Origin of the sequence: Gilliamella sp. Nev6-6, assembly GCF_001690605.1 — a bacterium.
GTDB lineage: Bacteria > Pseudomonadota > Gammaproteobacteria > Enterobacterales > Orbaceae > Gilliamella > Gilliamella apicola_C.
In genome coordinates, this window is sequence record NZ_LZHP01000053.1 from 87,528 (window position 1) to 110,262 (window position 22,735).

The following is a 22,735-nucleotide window of genomic DNA, read 5'->3' on the forward strand; positions in this document are numbered from 1 at the left end:
TCTCCCCCACATGCAATCAAGACGATTTGTTATTTTTAATCTTTTTGATATTTCTCAATTTATTAAAATCTTTAATTAAGTTTTCTCTTGCGGTGATTTTTTCAGAGCTAATCATTAGTTGATCTGGGTCAGCAAAAGCAGCTTTATCATAAATTTGTGTGATATATTTCAATAAGGTATTGGTCCAATCGAATAACAAAGGAAAGCGACCATTTGGGTTGTCTTTCTCTTCAATCAATTGTTTAATATATTGATAAAAAGGCGTTTCAGTCTCCTTCCAATAAGCGATATCAACGGTGCTTGATTGCTTGTTAATACTACTCATCGCTTTACGGAGTATTGGCAAGGTATCTTTGCTGAAATCTAGCGCAAGTGTTATTAGTTCTTTAATATCGCTATCCAAATCATCAAATATTGCATAAACAGGGAAAGTATGTTCATACCAACAACGAGCCTTCATATTGTCAAAATCATAGCCAAAACACCAAAGATGATATTTTTCTGAAGCTCTCAATCCACGCGAATAATGAACTGCAACTAATCTGGCTGACTGAGTTTCGTCATTGGTACTGACCATACCTAACCAATCACGATAAATTAATCCTCCCGGTTGGCCTTTAATCGCAATCGGTTCCCCCGTTTTACTGTCGGTCCGATAAGGCGATAACGGATGTCGCCAATTTTTATATTGAACACCGTAATTTTTTGTTTGATACTGACTAATAAGTTCGGACGATTTTTCACCACAAAGGTCACAATTGCCTTGCGTGGTATTTTCAAAATCAAGCTCAATGCGGCGAGGCATCCCCCAATATGCTTGACAGCAATTAGCTTGCTCAGGGAATACACTTAAATTTTTGGGTGGTTCGCTAGTTACTGTTTTGTTTAACCACGGGAAGACGGTTTCATCATAATGTTGAGGTTTTTCGTCATCATCAAGAGGCATCACATTTAGCCATAACTTTTTCCATAATGGCGTTGATGTATCGAGTGCAGGCATCATTAAAGTGGTAATCGGCCCACCGCCTCGCAAACTAACGCGATGCCCTTGTCCTCCCGATGGCGCATTAGTTTGTAAAGTAAACAGTGCCATAACGGCACAATGTGGGCAGATCGCTTTGACAAAATCACGTTTGATAAAATGGTCAGTATTTTTCTTTAATGCGTTTTCACCCGGTGCTTCAACCAATAAGCCCGATATTGGTACTTTATTACCATCTAATGGCGTAAAATCTTGCATAAATGCCGGTTTATGTTCACCAAATTGCATGGCCTGTTTAGCTGGTTTGAATGCTTCATCTAATTGTGATTGAGTAATACCTTCATGCCAATATTCTAACCATTCATCATTATCTTCAGGAGAAAAAGTGGTTTGTAGCAAACCGATAAGAAATTGGTATGCAGCACCTTGGAAGTCAGGTCTAAAATAGGCCAAATCGGAGATGGTTTCGTCAGCAATTTGGCTAGGCTTAATTTTACTTATTTGACCATTAAAATGTCTCACGGGGAGCCATTCTTCGTCTAAAAGAGATAAACAGAACAAAACTCACTCCTTTTATTGATAATAAGCAATACATTATACCGCTTATCTTTTTTGTTTTAAATCCAAAATTTAATGAAGTTGTTTTCTACAGTTAAGTAATAATATGTAGTTACTATTAAATTAACACACAAATTCTACAACAACAATAATTTTTACAAAGACAGTTAGCAATAATGCACATTCAAGTATGGCATATTATAAATATAAAACACCTTTAGTTATATGTTACAATTAGCTATCTGAATAATCGTTCCTTATATTAATAGGGATAAACCAACAGTTAGCAATAATTGCGATCCGTTCCCCACATTCGTGGGGATTTTTATTTTATCGCTAGTGAGTTAAGCGGGAGTTATTAGTCTAACGAAAATTAACCTAAAAAAATGTGATCTTAGCTTCTTTTTTAAAAAACTTACTTGTTTGAACTTGGTTGGAAATTGACCATGAAAATAATATATCGATTAAACCAACGCACTTTCTGCCTAGGCTATTACATGAAAAACCGATATCATGCATGACTTTAATTTGACTGCTTCAATGGCTTAGTGTTTATAATATTGCATAAAATACTAACCACTCGAAACATCAATTACATAATAATGTTACACACATTGAGAAATGTTATGATTAAAAAAAATAATGATCTAGATAACAGCAACAGTCCATCTGAGCGCCTTGATTCACCTAAAGAACAGTCTTCAATTCTGTCAATCCTTAATAAATTAGTTCCCTTTTCAATGATTTGGGTCAGTTTAGTTTTAATGTTTGGTGTTATTTGTATGTACACCAATGCCATGGGACAAGACGAATTTTATCGCTTTATCTTCTTTTTACGTAGTCCTTTTGCTATTGTGCTCAATAGCATTGCATTGTTGGTTGCTATTTTTCATTCAATCTGTTGGTTTAATTCCATTCCTAAAACGATATTTTTATATCGTACTGCTAAAAAATCACAAGCTTATTTAATTATTATAGGGTTGTGGATAGCAACAATTTTTGTGTCAGCCTATTTGCTGTTATTTATCTTAAGATAAGTGGTATTTAATCAATGAAAAATCAAGAAATCCAAGCTAGAAGCACCAATGGAAAAGTTGTAAAAGGGCTATTTGCGCTAGGGGGTACATGGGCGGCTGTTTTTTATCCCATTGTGCTAATAATTATGATATTTATCATCCCTTTTGGTGATGCAGCAACACGTTCTTATATTCTTAAAATAGCCAATACGGAATTTGGCAAGATCTTTTTATTTTTGATGATTTCACTACCTATCTGGTGTGGATTACAACAAATTTTAACCATTTTGCATAAGTATAATATTCACCCAAAACGCGAAAAACTACTTACTTTTAGTTTAGCATTGGCATGGACAGTTCATGCCATTTATGTCTTATTTATTCGGATATAGCAAGCATTTGAAAATTGCGACAAAATAAAAAGCGTTATTAATCAATTAACGCTTTTTTTATTTTTGGAAACTAATAATAAGTAATTTCGCGAATAATATTAGTTTGTTTGTTATTTTTAGATTTTTTGGCTGTAAGCCAATCGTTTTTTTCATTAAATGTTAAAAATTGAGTGACATAATGTGCTAATTCTTTACCAGCAGATAGATAAGATGTTTCTATAGTTGTAAAACGATGAAGGTTGTTATCATACTGATACAAAAAATCACTCTCGTTTTGCATATTATTACTAAATTGATAGCGCACTTTCGCTAATTGGTGTGTTTGGTATTCAAATGTGTAGGTTGAAGCTCCTTTTTGCTCTTTCCCTGTATATTTGCCATTCTCATCAACTTCTTTGAGTTGCCATTGGACATTTTTATTGATAAGGCAATTATTACTATCGTAAACATAGTTATCGGTTTCAAAAAAAATGAAATCAACCGCTTTTTTAGTCTGTTGTGATACAATAATTTTACCTTGTTCATCAGTATTAAATTGGATAATGCTATTGGTTTTATCTTCGACATCTTCAATAATATTTTCCCAACCCGATTTATTTTTTTGTAGGTGTTCAGAATAGATTCGAACGTTTTTATCTAAATAAAGATCATAATGGCTTTTTATTATTTCTCCGTTAGTATCATATTCTAATGCATGTTTAGCGTTCGTACTGTTAGTTTCAGTAGTTAATTTAGTGGTTAATGTTCTCACCTCGTGTTTAATGCCTTGTACAGGGGAATCAATATAATCAAGGATCTGAAAAATATAGTTATTGGCATTCGCTGTATTTTGAGTAGGATTATCACTACAAGTTAGCGCCATGGCGTCTATTGATGTGAGTGATAAACAGAGTGTTAATAAAAAAAATCGTATTTGTTTTTGCATCGTGTTCCTGCTGAATAATTTATTGTATGCTTTTACCTTTTGCCCATTAATAATGCATCATCCCAATTCACTTTTTTACCTTGTTTTTTACTTGATTGGCTGTCATCTTGATGAGTAAATTTTTCTTCTTTGTTTTCATCTATCAACGTGTTACTCGCTCTACGAGGTGGTTTATCTAAAAAAGAAAGTAACTCTTTGGTGTATTCTTCTTCAGGAGAATAGAAAATCTTTTCTCGTGAGCCTTGCTCTATAATTCTACCCTCTTTCATAACAACAACTTGATGACACATTGAGTAAACCAGCGCTAAGTCATGGCTAATAAACAGGTAACTGAGCTGATGTTTTTCTTGCAATGATTTCAGTAAATTAATAATTTGTTTTTGAATTGTATGATCTAAAGATGAAGTTGGCTCATCTAAAATTAACAATTCTGGCTTTAAAATTAAAGCTCTAGCAATAGCTATTCGTTGGCGCTGCCCACCAGAAAACTCTGTTGGATAGCGATAACGCATATCGGGATCTAGACCCACTTCTTGCATAATATCAATAACGGCCTGCTCACGTTGTTTCTTACTTTGTTTTTTGTGCGTCATTAATCCTTCACTAATAATCTGTTCAATATTAAAACGAGGATTAAGTGACGAAAACGGATCTTGGAATACCACTTGGATACGACTTCGGAATGGCAATAATTTTTTGCCAGTTAGATTTTGTATCGGATGGCTATCAAATACAATATTACCTTGTGATTTAATCAACCGCAAAATAGCTAGTGCCGTTGTGCTTTTACCGGAGCCCGATTCACCCACAATACCGACCGTCTCGCCTTGATGTACAGCAAAACCAACATTATTGACAATTTTCTTTTTAGTTTTTTGAAAAAATCCCTTTCTAGCGATTACCTCAACATCCAAATGGTTAACATTAAGCAGTATTCCTGGCGTATTAGGCAATGGCGCAGGATCGCCACTCGGTGCTGAATTTAATAAGGTACGAGTATATTCATGTTCAGGACGTAAAAAAATGCGTTGCCTATTATTATACTCAACGATTTTCCCTTGCTGCATAACAGCAACTTTATCCGCCAGTTTTTTGACAATGCCAAGATTGTGTGAAATAAATAATAGACTCATATTTAATTCATTTTTTAACTCTTTAAGCAAGCGAATAATTTGTGCTTGTACCGATACATCTAGGGCCGTAGTTGGCTCATCGGCAATTAACAATTTGGGATGAGTTAAAATGGCCATGGCAATCATAACTCGTTGCCGTTCTCCGCCCGACAGTTGATGAGGGTAAGAGGATAATTTACTTTTTGGATCTTTAATGCCCACCCGATCAAGATATTGCAAAATTTCATTACGTGCGACATTTCGGCGCATGCCTCGATGTAATGACAGCACTTCATAAAGCTGTTTTTCAACCGTGTGTAGTGGATTAAGTGACACCATCGGTTCTTGGAAGATCATGCTAATTTGATTACCACGCACACTTTGCAGTGTTTTGTCTGTCGCATGTAATAACGATTTTTCTTCAAACAAAATATCCCCTGTGGGATAAGTCACTTGATCTTTACACAGTAAACGTAAAATAGACAACGCGGTTACACTTTTTCCCGAACCAGATTCACCAACTAAGGCTAATGTTTCTTGTTCATGGATATCAAAACTAACATTGCTTACTACTTGGGATTCAGCTTGAATGTTACGTTTAAAAGCGATACTTAAATCCTGAACGGATAATAAAGGAGAACTCATCGATACACTCCTTTGTTTGGATCAAATGCATCCCTGACTGCCTCACCAATAAAAATAAGCAGCGAAAGCAAAGTTGCAATGATTAAAAATGAACTAATCCCAAGCCAAGGTGCTTGCAAATTATTTTTACCTTGTAGCAATAAACGACCAAGAGACGGCGAATCAATAGGCAAACCAAAACCCAAAAAATCTAGCGACGTTAAGGTGGTAATTGATCCACAAAGAATAAATGGTAAAAAGGTTAATGTTGCCACCATCGCATTAGGTAATATGTGACGGAACATAATTTTAATGTCACTAACCCCCATAGCTTTAGCTGCACGAATATAATCAAAATTGCGGGTACGCAAAAATTCAGTACGTACAATTCCCGCCAATCCCATCCAACCAAATAAAACGGTAATACCAAGCAACCACCAAAAATTAAGCGGTAAAATACTAGCTAATAGAATAATCACAAATAATCCAGGTAAACCACACCAAATTTCAATAAATCGCTGACCTATCAGATCAACGATACCACCATAATAACCTTGAATCGCACCAATAATAACACCAATGACAGAAGTAAATACTGTCAAAAAAATGGCAAAAAACATTGAGAGACGAAAACCATACAAGATATTGGCAAACACATCAAAACCCGCATCAGTAGTGCCTAACCAATGTGATGATGAGGGCGGCGTTGGAAAGGTATTTGCCGTATCATAAATTAATGTACTATAGCTATAGCGAAATGGTGCCCATAAAATCCAACCATTAGCTTCTATTTTCTTTTGTACAACAGGATCAAGATAATTGGCTTGTGTTTCTAATTGACCACCAAACTGTGTTTCTGGATAAAAATGAAAAATCGGTGAATAGTAATTATCCTGATATTTAATAAAAATAGGTCTATCGTTAGTAATAAAATCAGCAAATAAACTAACCACAAGCAAAATTGAAAATAACCAGAGTGAATAATAACCACGGCGATTATGTTTAAACCGTTGCCAACGTTGCTGATTAATAGAATAGTTTTTGGTCATTATTTGTGTGCCTCAAAGTCAATGCGTGGATCAATCATCATATAAGATAAATCCGATAAGAGTTGAGTGATGAGCCCTATTAATGTAAAAATATACAAAGAACCAAAAATGACAGGATAGTCACGTTGAATAATAGCTTCATAACCCAATAAACCAAGTCCATTGAGCGAAAAGATAATTTCAATGAGTAACGACCCAGTAAATAGAATACCAACAAAAGCAGCAGGAAAGCCCGATACAATCAGTAACGTTGCATTACGAAAAACATGTTTATATATAATTTTTCGTTCACTTAAACCTTTAGCTCGTGCAGTAATGACATATTGTTTACGAATTTCATCTAAAAATGAGTTTTTAGTCAGCATGGTGAGCGAAGCAAAACCACCAATGACCATTGCAATGGTGGGCAAGCAAATATGCCATGCGTAGTCTTTCACTTTGCCCCAAAAATCAAGTTGTTCAAAATGATTTGAAATAAGCCCTCGTAGAGGGAAAATATCCCAATAACTACCACCAGCAAACACCACGATTAGCAATACAGCTAATAAGAAAGGAGGTATAGCATAACCAATAATAATTAGTGTGCTTGTCCAAAAGTCAAATATAGAACCCTCTTTCACCGCTTTACGAATGCCTAAAGGGATTGAAATTAGGTAAACAATTAGTGTGCTCCACAGCCCCAACGAAATCGAAACAGGTAAGCTTTTAACAATTAACCCTAATACCGATTCACTTTTAAAAAAACTATTGCCAAAATCGAATAAAATATACTTTTTGAGCGTTTCAATATAACGTTCAAATATTGGTTTATCAAAACCATACTGTTTTTCAATCATTGCGACAATTTGTGGATCGAGCCCGCGTGATCCTCGATAGCTAGATTCATTCTTATACTGTTCAATTGATGTCGATGAACTAATGCTTCCGGGCAATAGTCCTTGTCCTGCTTGCGATCCATTTTCAATCATAGCAAGCGCCTGATCGACAGGCCCACCAGGGGCTACTTGCACAATAAAAAAATTGATAGTTAAAATCACAAATAATGTTGGAATAATCAATAGAAGTCGACGAATAAGATAATTGAGCATATTAATGTTTCCGATTTTTAGGCAGGCTAGCTGCTTTGTTAGCATCATACCACCAGCTATCAACACCTATTGCATAAGTCGGTTGTATGGCTGGTTGCCCAAATTTGTTCCAGTATGCATAATACGTTTTGCTGTTATACCACATTGGAATCATGGGGTACTCTTGCGTTAGAATTCGGTCAAGAGCTCGCCCTAGAGGGATTAATGCTTCTTGATTATCTACATTTTTGGTAATTTCAGCAATAATGCCATCAATCGCCTTGTTATGCAAACCCGATGCGTTCCACGATGAATTAAGATACTCGCTCCCCCAAAGTATCTGCAAATTAGAGTTTGGGTAATTGACGGCATAATAATCACGAGCAACCATATCATAATCACGCTCACGAACACGGCGTAATTGTTGTGCTGAATCTAATAAGGTAATTTTCATGGTGATCCCTAAGCGCGCTAAATTTTGTTGGAAGGGAATTGCATACTTAATATCACTACCAAGATAACTAATCAGTTCAAATTCAAAAGGTTGCTGTGTTTTAGTGTTAATCAGTTTACCTTTTTTAATTACCCATCCAGCTTGTTTTAGTAATTCAGCAGCTATTAATAAATTATCACGATTAAAACCCAATCCATCACTTTTAGGTACATAATAAGCATTACCAAAAGCACGCTTTGGAATAATATCTTTATAAGCATTTAACCATTTTAGCTCTTGTTCGCTAGGCTTGCCGATTGCTGCATAGATTGTGTTTTCAAAAAAACTATAAGGCCTTTTGTAACTGTCATAATAAAATGCATGATTTAACCATTCAAAATCAAATGCCAGTGTGATTGCTTCACGCACTTTAACATCGTGAAACAGATCTTTTTGCAAATTAAACGCTAACCACTTAGTATCAGTTGCCGTTTGAACGGGTTTTTCTTGTTTAACAATGTGGTTAGCATCAAAATATTTTCCTTGATATTGAGTAAACCAGTTTTTAGGTTGATCTTCAGCTCGTAAATCATATTCACCTGCTTTAAAGGCCTCTAACGAGATATTATCATCCATATAATAGTCAATTCGTTTTTCGTCAAAATTATCTAACCCTTTATTAATCGGCAAATTACGTGCCCAATAATTGGGATTACGTCGATAAACAACATATTGCCCTAATTTATATTCGCTAATATAGTAAGGACCACTACCAATTGGTGGGGTGTTTAAAGGTTCAGCAAGATCATGATTCTGCCAAAAATGTTTTGGCATAACTCGCATACCACCGACAAATGAAAATAATTTTTCACGATCAGAATTAGGGATATCAACACGCAAACGATAATTATCTATCACTTTAACGGTAATGCCTTTATTATAAACACGATATTGAGGCACACCTTCGGTCATAAATTTGTGAAAAGTAAACGCAACATCCTGTGCAGTAATTGGCTGATCATCTTGAAAACGAGCATTTGGGTTAATTGAAACTTCAGCCCAGCGATAACTATCAGAATAAGTTATTGAAGTAGCAATAAGTGGATAAAAACTGGTAATATCATCGGCAGTATTGGTAAAAAGTGTGTCATATAACGATCCCGAACTCCGCTCAGGAGCTCCTCGGCTAGCAAAACGATTAAAATTATCAAAAGAGCCAACTTCAGCTAGCTTAATCGCACCACCTTTGGGTGCATTTGGATTGACATAATCAAGATGTTGAAAATTAGCTGAATATTTAGGTTGACCTGAAAGTGAAAAAATCGTTTTATGATAAATTTTTTCAGTTATTTGGCTAGGACCAACAATATCAATTGGTTTATCCCCAGATAATTGAACTGGGACATTAACATCCTTGTTTAACTCAGTTTGAGGCTCTCGTTGTTCTTCATCGGCAAAAGCAGGCGCAGAACAAATAACTAGACTAGTTAGGCAACTCAAGATGAATAATGTTTTTATAGGTTGTTTAATTCGAATAATCATCCCAATTCCATTAGTAATTTATTTAACAATAGCGTATTTATGCTACTTTTTTATTTTTAACATATCTAAACCATTTAAGGTGATAACACTCCCCCTCAACTTAGGCTGTCTATTTTGCCAAACTTCAACTAAATGAGCAAAACCTAATTAATAAAGTTGATATAAAATGATAATGTTAGGTAAAAAGATACCTTTATTTTTACATAAAACAAGTTATATTAAATCAATTATTAAAGAATAAACATCATAAAAAAAGACAAACGTAATGAAGGGATAAAATCAATGACTGAATCGTTTTATCAATATTGGGGAAAATGTCGACAAAGGGACAATAGCGATGATAGCGATGATTATCACCTACTGGCTTATCACAATTTAGATGTCGCTGCTTGTGGATACCATATTGTTAAAAAGAATTATTTTTATTCTGCTGAATTATTTGAGCAACTTGGCTTCTCATCAGATGAGATGGAAAACGCAGCCCTTTGGTTTGCCTATTTTTTAGCTTGGCATGATATTGGTAAATTTGCTAATGGGTTCCAGCAATTATTCAAGCATAATAATCCCAAGCTCGTCGCCGCCGATCCAGCAAAAAGTTACACTACCCGACATGATTCGCTTGGTCACTGGTTATGGCAGAACTATTTAATTGAAAAACCAGAAATACAGCTAGAATCATACAATTATAATATAAAACAAGTATATAATATCTGGTTATTAATCATGACAGGCCACCATGGTAAACCGCCTATATTGGATGCCAATGGTAACTTATCATTTAACGCACAAGATAAACAAGCTTCATTAGATTATATTAAAGCAATTAATCAACTGTTTATTGTGGATAATAATTTAGCCAGTTACCACACCCGCTTTTTTGACAAAACATTCCGTAAAAATCTTAACAAACTAAGTTGGCTATTAGCGGCAATAACCGTTATTAGTGATTGGTTAGGTTCCAACCAACAATTTTTTCCTTTTTCTTCAAATGTGATGGAATTGTCAGAATATTGGTTAAACTACGCTCTAGTTAGGGCTGAAAAAGCCGTAGCGGCTTTACCTCAACAATCCCCTATTATGCCTTTCAATGGTATCCAAAATTTATTTCCATTTATTGAAAAACCAACCCCCTTACAACAACAAGCATTATCTTGCCAACTATCAGATAATGACCCAGAGTTATTTATTATGGAAGATGTTACTGGAGCGGGTAAAACAGAAGCTTCAATGATTTTGGCACATCGATTAATGGCAGCAGGGAAAGCACAAGGGATTTATATTGGCTTACCAACTCAAGCTACCGCAAATGCAATATATCAACGCACAGCACAGGTATATGGGCAATTATATCGATCTAACAGCCATCCATCGCTTGTTCTAGCTCATGGTGCAAGTTATATGAATCCCAATTTTACCCAAACAGTCATTAATTTGGATAATCTTAGTCAACCCAAATACCTCACAAATGAAAATTCCGCGAGTAACGAGTGTAATGAGTGGTTTGTTGACACACGAAAAAAATCATTGCTTGCTGAAGTTGGAGTTGGAACGCTAGATCAAGCTTTAATGGCAGTTATGCCGTTTAAACATCAATCGTTGCGGCTATTAGGACTACGACATAAATTACTGATTTTAGATGAAGTTCATGCTTATGATAGTTATATGGCGAAATTATTAGAATCACTGTTACAGTATCATGCTTCACAAGGCGGGAGTGCGATTATACTTACCGCAACTTTACCCTTTTTTCTACGTGAAAAATTACTTAATGCTTTTTATAAAGGATTAAATTCAAATCAATCGCCTTTAACGCTAAATTCAGATTTACCTTTTCCTTTATTGACAAAACTCAATCAACAAGGCTTAGTCGAACAAGCAATAGAGACAAGAGATGAAGTAAAGCGGCAAGTTGATATTAACTGGATTGATAGTATTGATTCTGGTATAGAAAAAATTAAGATTGCTATCCAGCAAGGGAAAATTATTTGCTGGATAAAAAACAGTGTGGCTGACGCAATTAGTTTATATCAACAACTACAGCAAGAGTTGAATATTGATAGTAAACAAATCTTGCTATTTCATAGTCGCTTTGCATATTGTGATCGCTTGGATATCGAACAAAAAACGTTAGCATGGGCAGGAAAAACCTCAAATCATGCAATTCGCTCAGGAAAGATCATCATTGCAACTCAAGTCATTGAGCAATCATTAGATCTCGATTTTGACGAAATGATTAGTGATATTGCCCCAATTGATTTATTGATACAACGTGCAGGTCGTTTACAACGACATGTACGAGATAAACAAGGAAATATCAAACTATCCACAAACCAAAATCAACCTTGCGATGATCGAGATAAACCAATATTAACGATATTTGCGCCAACTTGGAATGACAATCCAACCGAAGATTGGCTAGATTACCCAGAATTTGGCAATACTAAGTATGTTTACGCTAATCATGCTTATTTATGGTTCACGCAACGAATCTTACGTCAAAAAGGCGCCATAAAAATGCCCGAAGATGCCAGATTACTCATTGAATCAGTTTATCATAGCGATCTTGAACCACCAAAAGGTTTACAAGCGGTTTTTTATAAAGAATTAGGACAACAACTTGGGCAAAGTTCACAAGCTAAAAGTATGATATTGAATTTTAAAAATTGTTATAGCCGAGCGCAATTCAATGCTGAATGGGATCATGAAATTGAAGTATCTACCCGTTTATCAAGAGATAATATTGATCTTTATTTAGCTTATCAGCAAGATGATAAAATCGTTCCTTACTGTAGTAGTAGTGAATATGCTTGGGAACAAAGCCATCTTACAATTAGTGTATCAAAATGGAATAGAATAAAAAGTGCAATTCCACAACTAGAACAGCACCATCTAGAAAAATTAAGGCAAAAGATACATAGGCCTAATGCAATAATTGTTTTAATTGAAAAGGAAAAAGTATCTTGTTTTTACACTAAAGAATTAGGCTTTTATCTCAATTAATTAATGCGGTAGATTAATCATATTTGATTAACCAAAGCTAAAATATTTTGGATGGTAGTTTTTGCTTGGTGGCTATTTTTCCAACATGATGATCCAGTTAACAAAGTGCCTTTGTTTAATATTTCATCCAATGTGGTATTACGTAGTTTTTCAAAAGAATCTAATTCCATTTGTTGCAATCTTTCAATAATTTTATCACCAACAAATTTTAGTTCTAAAATTGCTAGGTTTGGTATGCTTTAAAGAATGTTACCATTTATTAAATTGGTGGAGCCAAGGGGGATCGAACCCCTGACCTCAACGCTGCCAGCGTTGCGCTCTCCCAGCTGAGCTATGGCCCCAAAAGAAAGGGATAAAACTATGGCTAATAATATGCAACTAAATGGTAGGTGTCAATCAATTTGGTATCATTTGTTTTAAAAATAGTCTAATGAAACTCTGCCAATTAATGGCAGAGTTTAAACAATTAGCGTAATATTGAAGGTTGATCAGCTCCTTCTGCTTCAATTTTTGGTGGCATAAAGTGTTCTCTTTTTACGCCTAATTTAAGTGACATATAAGCCGCCACATAAATTGATGAGATGGTTCCAAGCACAATACCCACCCCTAATGTTTCAGAAAATCCTTTTAACATTGAACCGCCAAAGATATATAGAATAATCACCACCACAAGCGTTGTCCCTGATGTCATTAAAGTACGATGCAACGTTTGCGTTAATGAGATATTAATTACATCATAAGGTTCTGCACGGCGTATCTTTCTAAAATTTTCACGAATTCTATCAAAGACAACAATAGTATCGTTGAGCGAATAACCAATAATGGATAACATTGCAGCAATAATCGTTAAATCTAATTCTCGTTCAAATAGTGATAGATAACCTGCAGTAATGACGACATCATGTGCTAAAGCAACAACCGCTCCAGTACCAAATCGCCACTCAAAACGGAATGCAATATAGATTAAAATACAAACTAATGCAGCACAGATTGCCAAAATACCATCTTGAGCAAGTTCAGCGCCAACAGTTGGACCTACAAATTCAATACGTTTGATTTGAGCATCTGCATCAATATCTTTATGTATTAAATTGGAAATCTTTGTACCTAGCGCATTATCAATAGCCGATGAGGTATTGTCTTCTTGCTTAGCCGAAGGTAACCGAATGATGATATCTTTACTACTACCGTAATATTGCACTATCGGCTCATGATAGCCTGCATCGCGTAAACTATTACGAATATCATCAAGATTAACATTTTTTGTTACGGTAAGCTCGACTGTTGTTCCGCCAGTGAAGTCTTGTCCTAGATTGAATCCTTTAACAAAAATAACGACAAAAGACGCTACAACTAAGAGCATAGAAATAACAAAAGCAACGAAGCCAAATTTTAAAAAGTCGAGGACTCTGCGACCATGATTTAATTCTCTAACATCATGATTTTCTTTTTTATTAATAATCACAATAAACCTCTAAATTGATAACTTATTAACGCGACGACCGCCATAAATAAGATTGGCTAATGCGCGAGTACCAACAATCGATGTAAACATTGATGTAACGATACCGATACCTAACGTAATAGCAAAGCCTTTAATTGAACCAGTACCAACTGCATAAAGAATAACCGCAGTAATTAAAGTAGTAAGATTGGCATCAAAAATACTGCTCCAAGCTCCTGCATATCCTTCATTAATTGCATGTTGCACACTTCTACCATTACTCAGCTCTTCTTTTATTCTTTCGTTAATCAGTACATTAGCATCAACAGCCATACCTACGGTCAATACAATACCAGCAATACCCGGCATACTTAGCGTTGCCCCAGGAAGTAAAGACATTGCACCAACAATTAAAATTAAGTTTGCAACTAATGCAAGGCTAGCAAACACACCAAATAGGCGATACATTACTAACATAAAAATAACTGAAACCGCCAAACCCCATACACAAGATTCTAAGCCTTGGGTGATATTTTCTTGCCCCATGGATGGCCCAACAGTTCGTTCCTCAATAATTTGGATCGGTGCAATTAATGCCCCTGCACGTAATAATAGTGATAAATTTTTAGCTTCATCAATACTACCTATACCCGTTACTTGGAAACGATCACTAAAAATACCTTGAATAGTCGCGACGTTAATAACTCGTTCTTGTTTTTCAAGAATCGGCTTGTCGTTTTCATCGCGTTTTCCTGTATCTTTGTATTCAACAAATAAGGTTGCCATCGATTTATGAAGATTTTTTTGGGTAAAATCAAACATTTTTTTACCGCCTGCGCCATCAAGCGTAATAGCAACTTCAGGCAACCCATATGGATTAACACGATATGAAGAATCAGTAATATGATTTCCTGTTAATACAATACGTTTATAAAGTAATACAGGACGTCCATTTTCCATATACTGAATTTCTGAACCATAAGGAACACGCATATCACCATTGATAATGGCCGGTAAATTTGGTGTGCTTTCTTCGTTAACTTGCCTAAACTCAAGTGTCGCTGTTGCCCCTAAAATGCGCTTAGCTAACGCGGTGTCTTGAATACCTGGTAATTCAACTACAATACGATCAGCACCTTGGCGTTGAACAATAGGTTCGGCTACGCCTAGTTGATTAACACGATTACGTAAAATAGTAGTATTTTGTTGCACAGCATCATTTTTAGTTTGTTGTAAACGTTGTTCACTGATATCGACAACGATACTGCTGTCTGTTTGAGAAGCTACTTTGTAATCTCGCAATCCATTAATTTTAGTAATACCTTTATTGCGATCATCCGTATTATCAAATTGTAATACAATTTGTTGATTACTATTTTTGCTGATTTTTTTATAATTTAATTTGCTATTTGTAAATTCAGTTTTTATGTTTTCAATAGATTGTTCAGTGAGTTTACTTAATGCGGTTGTCATATCGACTTCCATTAAAAAGTGAACGCCACCACGTAAATCAAGACCGAGTTTCATAGGTTCAGCACCTAATGCTGTCAGCCACGTTGGTGTTGCGGGTGCTAAGTTCAATGCAACGATATATTCTTCACCTAATGCTTCTGATATGAGCTCTTTTGCTTTAAGCTGTGTATCATTATCACCAACGCGAATTAAAATTGATTTATTTTCATAAATTAATGATTTAGTCTCGATGTGATTATCAGCTAAAAGTTTTCTGATTTTACCTTGCGTAGCAACATTAATTTCAGCAGTATTTGAGCCTGAAATCTGTATAGCAGGATCTTCACCATAAATATTTGGAAGTGCATAAAGAAGGCCGAGGCAAATTACAACGACCAACATAATGTACTTCCACAAAGGATAGCGGTTTAACACGACATATTCTCTTGTAGAATTAGATAATCAATACAATGAACAATAATAGATGATCCCTATTATAGCGATTTCATTGTCCCTTTTGGTAAAACTGATGTGATAAAGTCACGCTTGATCACAACTTCAGTAGTATCATTTAATTCTAGCGCTATGTAGCCATTTTCGTTGACTTTTGATACACGACCAATAAGTCCGCCATTGGTTAATACTTCATCACCTTTGGAGATAGAAGCCATAAGATCGCGATGTGCCTTTGCGCGTTTTTGTTGTGGGCGCATGATCATAAAATAGAAAAATAAACCAAACACAACTAACATAATTGGCATGAAAAAATCGCCACCGGGTTGGCTACCATCTGCGGCATAAGCATTAGAGATTAAAAAGTCCATACTGGTCCTCTTGGTTAAAATAAATTTTTAAAGGTCAGAATTATAACATAATAAATAAATCTGTTATTAACTATTTCTTGTCAAAAAGCCTTAGGAAAACATATGCTTTAGGATAAAATGCTGGTTTTATTTATTTTAGTTAAGATGACTCCACTATTGAATTAAAGGAAGCTGATATAGGCTCATTATGTGGTTAAATATTGAGCTATGCTAACTAAGTTAAATAACCATTTAGGGTAAATTCCGCAAAGCATCGTCAATAAGGCACATAGCACGATGATTAACTCGCTTATTCTAATATTAGTCCATTTTAACTTAATTGAGGCTCCACCTAACAGTTTTCCATCACAGTTAATTGGTTTTATATAAAGATTGATAATTAAGCGAGCATAAAAATAAAGTCCTAATGCACTACCAATCACTACAGCGGCAACTAACCACCATAATTCTGCTGTAACACCTAATAGCACCAGTAAAAATCGACCGACAAAACCTGCGGTTAATGGTGTACCAGCTAAAGATAAAAAACCAATCCCCATAGCTAGCGCAAGAATTGGTCTTCGCCAAAATAGACCTGAAAGATCGATCTCATTTTCATGATCTTGTAATTCATCTGAATGGGAATCTAAGCTGATTGTGCCTAAAATACAGATATTAGCTAAAATATAGCCAATGAGATAAACGCCAATAGTTTCTAATGCAAGCACTTGATATTGCACAGCAATTAACGCTGTAAATAAATAGCCAAAATGTGCAATTGAGGAGTAAGCAAGTACTCGCTTTAAGCTACTTTGCATCAATGCCAATAGATTGCCCCATAAAATAGAACAAAAAGCCATAATAACTAAAATAATACGGATTGTTTCATTGTTCACAATCGGTGCCAATAAAAACAGCCTAGCAATGGCACAAAAAACAGCTACTTTTCCAACTGTTGATAATAATAAAGCAACAACCGTTGGTGCGCCTTGATAAACATCGGGTAGCCAAAGTTGGAATGGAACGAGAGATAATTTAAAACCAATACCAACTAACATCAAACAAACACCCATCAGTAATAATGTACTTGGGTAAGTCATCGTTGAGAGTTGATAACTTAGTCCACTGAATGTTAGCTCACCAGTAGTTGCATAATAAAATGCAATCCCTATCAATAAAAATACACTGGCAATAGCAGATAAAATCATGTATTTAACTGCTGCTTCTAATGAATGAGTCTGTGTATATTGATAGCCAATTAACCCTACAAATGGAATAGATAGCAGTTCAATCCCAATAAAAAATGCAATGAGATGGCTTGCGTATAAGAGTGTTGCTCCACCTAATGTCATGAAAAGTAGGATTAAATAAAATAGTCCGTGATGAATCTTTTCTTGCCTGAACCAACGATAAGCAAAACAGGCTACAGCAATAGATATCATTAAAATCAAACTGGTATAAAGCAACCCATAACCATCACAAGTAAAAAGTGCAGTGATATGGTGCGCTTTCCACTCATCTATTGAACTATTATCAGTGTTTGAATTAGCATCAATATTTGTCTTATCAATCTTACTGTTGTTGACGTTATCATCAATATTTTCATTTTGTTTGTCCACATCATCAGTAGACACAGTATCAATTGCTATCGTTTTTTCAGTTGATGGAGTTAGTTCTTTATTGGCGTCTGAAACTGATACCGATAATTGCATATTATCACTACTGATATCCGCAATAGCTTGTGCATTAAATGAAATTTTATAGCCAACCACCGCGGAACAAGCTAACGCACATGTTAATCCACAAATGGTTAAAATAGTACATCCTTTAGTGCTTATTTTAAAAACAAATAATGAAAATAACACAACAATGATGGCAATGCTTAGTACAAAAATAGGCGATAAAGCTATCATAGATTATTACTCTCCCACTCGCTCTGTGGTTATGTATTGTTGTGTTTGATTCATGATAGAGTAAGACATATCTAAAATCAGTTGTGGATACAAACCAATAAAAATAAGGACAATTAAGATGCTTGATAATAACAAAATATCTTTTTTACTAAGTAGATGTTTTGTGGAAGCCTCTTTATCTGCGGCACCATAGAATATTGGCTGCATACGCACGATAAATGAAATAGACAATAATAATAAGCCAATTACTAGCAAAATGGTATAAAAAGAAAATGTGTTATAACTACCAAGTAACATCATATAATTACCAACAAAATTAGCTGTACCTGGAATACCTAACACAGCCAATATAAAATATAAAGTTAACGAAGATAGATAAGGCACTCGTCCTTTTAACCCAGTGAACTGGTTTATATTCCGAGTGGAATAACATTCAACCAATAACCCACTGATTATAAACATACCAACGATTGCTAAATTGATGGCTATCATCTGGATAACTACACCTTGATAAGCAATAATAGAACCGCTATAAATTATTGCAGTAACAAATCCCATTAAAGCAATATGAATATAAGCAACAAGTTTTTTAATATCCGTTTGATTAAATGCAAGTAATGCTACATAAACAACAGTAACCAGTGCACAAGCTAACATCAATGGCATAATCATGATTGAGGCATTAGGAAATAGCGGTATAACAAAACGTAATAAACCAAATGCTGCTGTATTGAGTAATAATCCACTAATCATCATTGAGCCAGTTGTTGAAGATTCAATATGGGCTTCAACAAGCCAACCATGAAAGGGAACAAAAGGAATGCGTACTATCAAAGCAGCTAAAAAGCCTAACATCAGTAAAAATTCAGTATGGCTTGATATTGGTGTTTTTATTAGCTCCTGAGAATCAAATGTCCAATGACCTGTTAAGTTCCAGTTGATTAGTGCCAATGAAACGATTGAAATTAGCATGAGCAAACTACTTAATTGGGTATAAATCAAAAATTTGCTTGCCCCATTAAAGCGCAATTGCGAGCTCGAATCTCGGCGCCCCCATAAGGAGATCAAAAAATAGACCGGTATTGCCACAGCTTCCCACAGAAAGAACATTAAAAATAAGTCAGTGGCGACAAACAACATCATAATGGTTGATGTCATAAATAATAGGCACAGGTAAAATAAACCAAGATTGTTTAAATTTTCTTTACTAGAATAAACAATAGTCAATAATACAATAAATAATGTTGAGGTAATAACAACCATTGATAAGCCATCTAAAACAAGGTGAAAACGGATGCCTAGTAATGGGATCCACTCTAGATTAATTTCCTTTCCCCAGTTTGCGCCTTGCTTTAGTGTTTCAGCGGCATCTATCCATAATACGATCGCTATCGATAATGTAATACAAATTGTGGTAAATGCTACAATTATGGGTAATTTTGACCAACGTTTTTGTACGTTGATGGAAACAACCCCTCTTTGTAAACATGCATGGCATAACCAACCAACAAATCCGCCTATTACAGGTAAAAAAACAAGCCATAACAACATGAATGATTACACCTTTATTAAATGAAAATCAGTAACATTAATATAATAATACTGCCTATAACCATCGAAACCATATACCATCTAATTTGCCCATTTTCTAGATCAACGATAAATGCGTTTATTTTTTTTATGCCCAACATTATCCAATTATCCCATAAAGCAATAGGATCTTTTTTTAACAATTTAGCTAGATAGATATAAGGTTTAACAAATAAGCAATTTAACAAATAATCATAACGCCAATCACTATTACACAAACGTAAAAATAATTTAATCATTGGTGTACTAAGTACTTCTCGCACTTCGCTATTAGGGCGCACATATAAAATGTAGGCAATAAGAAAGCTCAAGCCTGTCACTGCGGCTAATAGTAGTTGAAAAGGCAATTGCCCATTAGTATCTAACTTGCCTAATGGAATAATGCCATGAATCGGTAATGGAAAATAAATAAATAAAGCGGTAGTAAATATCAATAAGATAAAAATCGGGCTATAGCTTATCCATTTAATTTTTGTAAAATCATACCATTTTTGTTTATGATAAAATACCATTGAAATTAAACGCCAAATGCCTAAGCTAGAAAATAAAATACCTATCAGACCAATTGTTCCAGATATTAATCTACCCTGTGCCATTACTCCCCAAATGATATCTCCTTTGATATAAAATGATGCCGAAATCCAAGGAATAGCACTGAGTGAAAGCATAATTAACAAAAATACAATATACAGTGCTGGCAAAGATTTAATTAAACCGCCTAATTTGCTTATATCTCGCTCGCCTTGGCATTTTCTAATTACAATAGATGAGGCTAAAATTAACAATGTGCTTGTTACGGAGTAATTAATTAAGCAATTCAGAGACAAATTCCAACTTTGTGTTGAAAAAGCATAAAAAAGGTAACTAATTTGCGCTAAATTGATATACGTGATAATTCGTTTAATATCATACTGCACTAATGCAATAGTACTAGCAAATAATATCGTTAATGATGAAATCATCGATATAATAGCTAAGACATCGCTCGACATCATAAACAAATTACTTAATCTTAAAACTAAATATACCCCAGCTAAAATAACTGTTGATGATTGTAACAAAGCTACCGCGGGCATTGGTGCTAATGTTGTTTCGGTAAACCATGAATGCATGGGAAACAGTGCAGATTTACTCATTGCTCCAAGAAATAACATTAAAGTTATCCAGAATATAATGTCTGAATCAACCGCTAAATTATCATGTGCTTGCACCAAAACATCATGAATATTTAATGTGTTTAAAGTCTGATAAAGTAAAAATATACCAATGATTAAAAATATATCCGTTAAATGCATAACGATAAATGCTTTCACTGCAGCATAACCATTACGCGCTTGTTGATAGTAAATACCAATAAGTAAGTAAGTACTTATGCTCACACCTTCCCAACCAATTAGCATAACAAATAAATTATCAACTAATATAATAGTTAACATGCTAGCAATTAATAAGTTACTGTAAGCATAAAAAGTATAAATATCCTTTCTTAACGTCAAATAACAAGCTGCAAAAAAATAGATCAAGAAACCAAAAAATGAGATTAGCACTAAAAAAGTTAGCGATAAACCATCTAGTGTCAAAGATAAAGGTATAACGAAATCACCAACAGAAATCCAATTCCACAATAACCTAGTATAGATTAGCGTCATGTCGGGCACTGTATTTGAATAAAAATCAATACATGAAAATACCGTAATTAATGCAATGATGAGCATAGTGCTGATACCTATAATTATTACATTAATTGAGCGTATATGCCTCCCTAGGCAAATTAATCCAAGAAAAGAAAGCAAGGGAACAATGATAGTTAAATAAAGTAGATTCATCCTTTCATCTCACTCAGTGAGTCAATATTTAAGGTTTTTCGGCGGTAGAATAGTTTCATCATTAATGCTAGCCCAACACAAATCTCTGCTAAGGCTGTTATTACCGCGAGTATTGCAAGTACTAGCCCATCAGATTGTTGCCAATAACTACTTGCCGAAAACAACGCAACGATTGCACCATTATTCATAATCATCAGGCTAAGCAACAAAAAATAGAGATTGCGTCGAATCATTACCCCTAATAAGCCGATCACAAATAAAATAGAAGCAAAGATAAGACAATGCATAAGTGGGATCATATTATTTCTCCGACAACAGCCGATGCATAAAATGATAAGCAATCACAGCTGCACCTAATAATAAAAATATAGCTAATTCAGCCATTAAAATGTATGCATATACAGACATTTCATGCATTAATTCATGAGACTCTTTCAGCTCCGAATAGTTGGCCGTTACTACACCATAAATAAGCACGACTAACAAAATAAAGGCTAAAATTAATGGCCCTAACCAAATTTTTGGGCTAATGCCTTGTTTTTTTGTTTCTATATTATCAACACGAATTGTCAAAATTGAAGCGACAACACAAAAAAGAGCCGTTGTTCCACCAATAAACAATAATATATATATAACAGCAGAAAAATAGGTATTAAGTAGAATAAATATCGACGCTGAAGCAAACAGTGAAATAATAAGGTACAAAATTGCCTTATCAACTCGCAAGCTACTAATCACTTTTATACTAGCAATAACAGCAATAATCGACGCGATATAAAAAACAGCGATCATCAAATTATCCAATATATATTCATAATACTGTTAGTATATACCCAAATGATATTAATATACAGTTTGCAACACTGTGTTCACTGAAAAATAAACCAGCTAAATACTATTTAGACGGACATTTCAAAATGAAAGAAATATTTTTACTTATTAATATTTTGAAGTAAATATAATTAAAACAATTAAAAATAATAAAAACCATAAAATTTTATTATTTA

General features: G+C 34.6%; 18 protein-coding genes and 1 tRNA gene. 3 read left to right on the forward strand and 16 right to left on the reverse strand.

Going from position 1 to position 22,735, the window contains the following annotated elements; genetic code table 11:
• Positions 1–16: 16 nt before the first annotated feature.
• On the reverse strand, positions 17–1,543 hold the full coding sequence (gene casA, locus A9G42_RS06465) for a type I-E CRISPR-associated protein Cse1/CasA (RefSeq protein WP_065652982.1): 1,527 nt from the start codon (positions 1,541–1,543) through the stop codon (positions 17–19).
• A 623-nt stretch (positions 1,544–2,166) separates the two neighbouring features.
• Here casA and A9G42_RS06470 point away from each other — a divergent pair.
• Both A9G42_RS06470 and frdD read left to right on the forward strand, forming a co-directional pair.
• Positions 2,167–2,577: a hypothetical protein gene (locus A9G42_RS06470; RefSeq protein WP_065588383.1), complete on the forward strand. Its 411-nt coding sequence runs from the start codon at positions 2,167–2,169 to the stop codon at positions 2,575–2,577.
• A 14-nt stretch (positions 2,578–2,591) separates the two neighbouring features.
• On the forward strand, positions 2,592–2,948 hold the full coding sequence (gene frdD, locus A9G42_RS06475) for a fumarate reductase subunit FrdD (RefSeq protein ID WP_065652983.1): 357 nt from the start codon (positions 2,592–2,594) through the stop codon (positions 2,946–2,948).
• Positions 2,949–3,018: 70 nt separating this feature from the next.
• On the opposite strand, the gene A9G42_RS06480 is transcribed toward frdD, so the two are convergent.
• From A9G42_RS06480 to A9G42_RS06500, 5 genes are read right to left on the reverse strand one after another with little or no spacing between them, the layout of a single operon-like run.
• Positions 3,019–3,873, reverse strand: a complete 855-nt coding sequence (locus A9G42_RS06480; protein ID WP_065652984.1) for a hypothetical protein — start codon at positions 3,871–3,873, stop codon at positions 3,019–3,021.
• Positions 3,874–3,905: 32 nt separating this feature from the next.
• Complete coding sequence (yejF, locus tag A9G42_RS06485; protein ID WP_065652985.1) at positions 3,906–5,630, reverse strand: microcin C ABC transporter ATP-binding protein YejF; 1,725 nt, start codon at positions 5,628–5,630, stop codon at positions 3,906–3,908.
• The gene (locus tag A9G42_RS06490) at positions 5,627–6,658 is read right to left on the reverse strand and encodes an ABC transporter permease (protein ID WP_065652986.1); all 1,032 of its coding nucleotides are present in this window, start codon (positions 6,656–6,658) and stop codon (positions 5,627–5,629) included. Before A9G42_RS06490 ends, yejF begins: the two co-directional genes overlap by 4 nt.
• Positions 6,658–7,746, reverse strand: a complete 1,089-nt coding sequence (locus tag A9G42_RS06495) for a microcin C ABC transporter permease YejB (RefSeq protein WP_065652987.1) — start codon at positions 7,744–7,746, stop codon at positions 6,658–6,660. Before A9G42_RS06495 ends, A9G42_RS06490 begins: the two co-directional genes overlap by 1 nt.
• A 1-nt stretch (position 7,747) precedes the next feature.
• Complete coding sequence (locus tag A9G42_RS06500) at positions 7,748–9,700, reverse strand: extracellular solute-binding protein (protein WP_082211984.1); 1,953 nt, start codon at positions 9,698–9,700, stop codon at positions 7,748–7,750.
• 282 nt (positions 9,701–9,982) lie between these two features.
• Between A9G42_RS06500 and A9G42_RS06505 the strand changes: the two genes are divergently transcribed.
• A complete protein-coding gene (locus A9G42_RS06505; RefSeq protein ID WP_065652988.1) occupies positions 9,983–12,700 on the forward strand; it encodes a CRISPR-associated helicase/endonuclease Cas3 in 2,718 nt (905 codons plus the stop codon).
• A gap of 17 nt (positions 12,701–12,717) precedes the next feature.
• On the opposite strand, the gene A9G42_RS06510 is transcribed toward A9G42_RS06505, so the two are convergent.
• From A9G42_RS06510 to A9G42_RS06555, 10 genes are all read right to left on the reverse strand, one after another.
• On the reverse strand, positions 12,718–12,870 hold the full coding sequence (locus A9G42_RS06510) for a hypothetical protein (RefSeq protein ID WP_218837779.1): 153 nt from the start codon (positions 12,868–12,870) through the stop codon (positions 12,718–12,720).
• 95 nt (positions 12,871–12,965) lie between these two features.
• A tRNA-Ala gene (locus A9G42_RS06515) sits at positions 12,966–13,041 on the reverse strand.
• 125 nt (positions 13,042–13,166) lie between these two features.
• The gene (gene secF / locus A9G42_RS06520; protein ID WP_065566199.1) at positions 13,167–14,159 is read right to left on the reverse strand and encodes a protein translocase subunit SecF; all 993 of its coding nucleotides are present in this window, start codon (positions 14,157–14,159) and stop codon (positions 13,167–13,169) included.
• Between the two features lie 15 nt (positions 14,160–14,174).
• Entirely contained in the window at positions 14,175–16,031 is a 1,857-nt protein-coding gene (gene secD / locus A9G42_RS06525; RefSeq protein ID WP_082211986.1) for a protein translocase subunit SecD, read from the reverse strand.
• Between the two features lie 59 nt (positions 16,032–16,090).
• Entirely contained in the window at positions 16,091–16,420 is a 330-nt protein-coding gene (gene yajC, locus A9G42_RS06530; RefSeq protein WP_065566193.1) for a preprotein translocase subunit YajC, read from the reverse strand.
• A 185-nt stretch (positions 16,421–16,605) separates the two neighbouring features.
• Positions 16,606–18,312 carry an NADH-quinone oxidoreductase subunit N gene (locus A9G42_RS06535; protein WP_065652991.1) on the reverse strand — a complete coding sequence of 569 codons (1,707 nt, stop codon included), beginning with the start codon at positions 18,310–18,312 and terminating at the stop codon, positions 16,606–16,608.
• 6 nt (positions 18,313–18,318) lie between these two features.
• Positions 18,319–19,863, reverse strand: a complete 1,545-nt coding sequence (locus A9G42_RS06540) for a complex I subunit 4 family protein (protein WP_065652992.1) — start codon at positions 19,861–19,863, stop codon at positions 18,319–18,321.
• A gap of 17 nt (positions 19,864–19,880) precedes the next feature.
• Positions 19,881–21,728: an NADH-quinone oxidoreductase subunit 5 family protein gene (locus A9G42_RS06545; protein WP_082211989.1), complete on the reverse strand. Its 1,848-nt coding sequence runs from the start codon at positions 21,726–21,728 to the stop codon at positions 19,881–19,883.
• Positions 21,725–22,027: an NADH-quinone oxidoreductase subunit NuoK gene (gene nuoK, locus A9G42_RS06550; protein WP_065652994.1), complete on the reverse strand. Its 303-nt coding sequence runs from the start codon at positions 22,025–22,027 to the stop codon at positions 21,725–21,727. The genes A9G42_RS06545 and nuoK overlap by 4 nt, the downstream gene beginning before the upstream one ends.
• Before the next feature lies 1 nt (position 22,028).
• The gene (locus A9G42_RS06555) at positions 22,029–22,520 is read right to left on the reverse strand and encodes an NADH-quinone oxidoreductase subunit J (RefSeq protein WP_065652995.1); all 492 of its coding nucleotides are present in this window, start codon (positions 22,518–22,520) and stop codon (positions 22,029–22,031) included.
• Between the last annotated feature and the right edge of the window lie 215 nt (positions 22,521–22,735).

Bases quoted from the DNA above. Each gene is read 5' to 3' on its own strand.
- A9G42_RS06470 (WP_065588383.1), top strand. From the start codon at position 2,167: ATGATTAAAAAAAATAATGATCTAGATAACAGCAACAGTCCATCTGAG.
- frdD (WP_065652983.1), top strand. From the start codon at position 2,592: ATGAAAAATCAAGAAATCCAAGCTAGAAGCACCAATGGAAAAGTTGTA.
- A9G42_RS06480 (WP_065652984.1), bottom strand. From the start codon at position 3,873: ATGCAAAAACAAATACGATTTTTTTTATTAACACTCTGTTTATCACTC.
- yejF (WP_065652985.1), bottom strand. From the start codon at position 5,630: ATGAGTTCTCCTTTATTATCCGTTCAGGATTTAAGTATCGCTTTTAAA.
- A9G42_RS06490 (WP_065652986.1), bottom strand. From the start codon at position 6,658: ATGACCAAAAACTATTCTATTAATCAGCAACGTTGGCAACGGTTTAAA.
- A9G42_RS06495 (WP_065652987.1), bottom strand. From the start codon at position 7,746: ATGCTCAATTATCTTATTCGTCGACTTCTATTGATTATTCCAACATTA.
- A9G42_RS06500 (WP_082211984.1), bottom strand. From the start codon at position 9,700: ATGATTATTCGAATTAAACAACCTATAAAAACATTATTCATCTTGAGT.
- A9G42_RS06505 (WP_065652988.1), top strand. From the start codon at position 9,983: ATGACTGAATCGTTTTATCAATATTGGGGAAAATGTCGACAAAGGGAC.
- A9G42_RS06510 (WP_218837779.1), bottom strand. From the start codon at position 12,870: ATGGAATTAGATTCTTTTGAAAAACTACGTAATACCACATTGGATGAA.
- yajC (WP_065566193.1), bottom strand. From the start codon at position 16,420: ATGGACTTTTTAATCTCTAATGCTTATGCCGCAGATGGTAGCCAACCC.
- A9G42_RS06535 (WP_065652991.1), bottom strand. From the start codon at position 18,312: ATGATAGCTTTATCGCCTATTTTTGTACTAAGCATTGCCATCATTGTT.
- A9G42_RS06540 (WP_065652992.1), bottom strand. From the start codon at position 19,863: ATGTTGTTATGGCTTGTTTTTTTACCTGTAATAGGCGGATTTGTTGGT.
- A9G42_RS06545 (WP_082211989.1), bottom strand. From the start codon at position 21,728: ATGAATCTACTTTATTTAACTATCATTGTTCCCTTGCTTTCTTTTCTT.
- nuoK (WP_065652994.1), bottom strand. From the start codon at position 22,027: ATGATCCCACTTATGCATTGTCTTATCTTTGCTTCTATTTTATTTGTG.
- A9G42_RS06555 (WP_065652995.1), bottom strand. From the start codon at position 22,520: ATGATCGCTGTTTTTTATATCGCGTCGATTATTGCTGTTATTGCTAGT.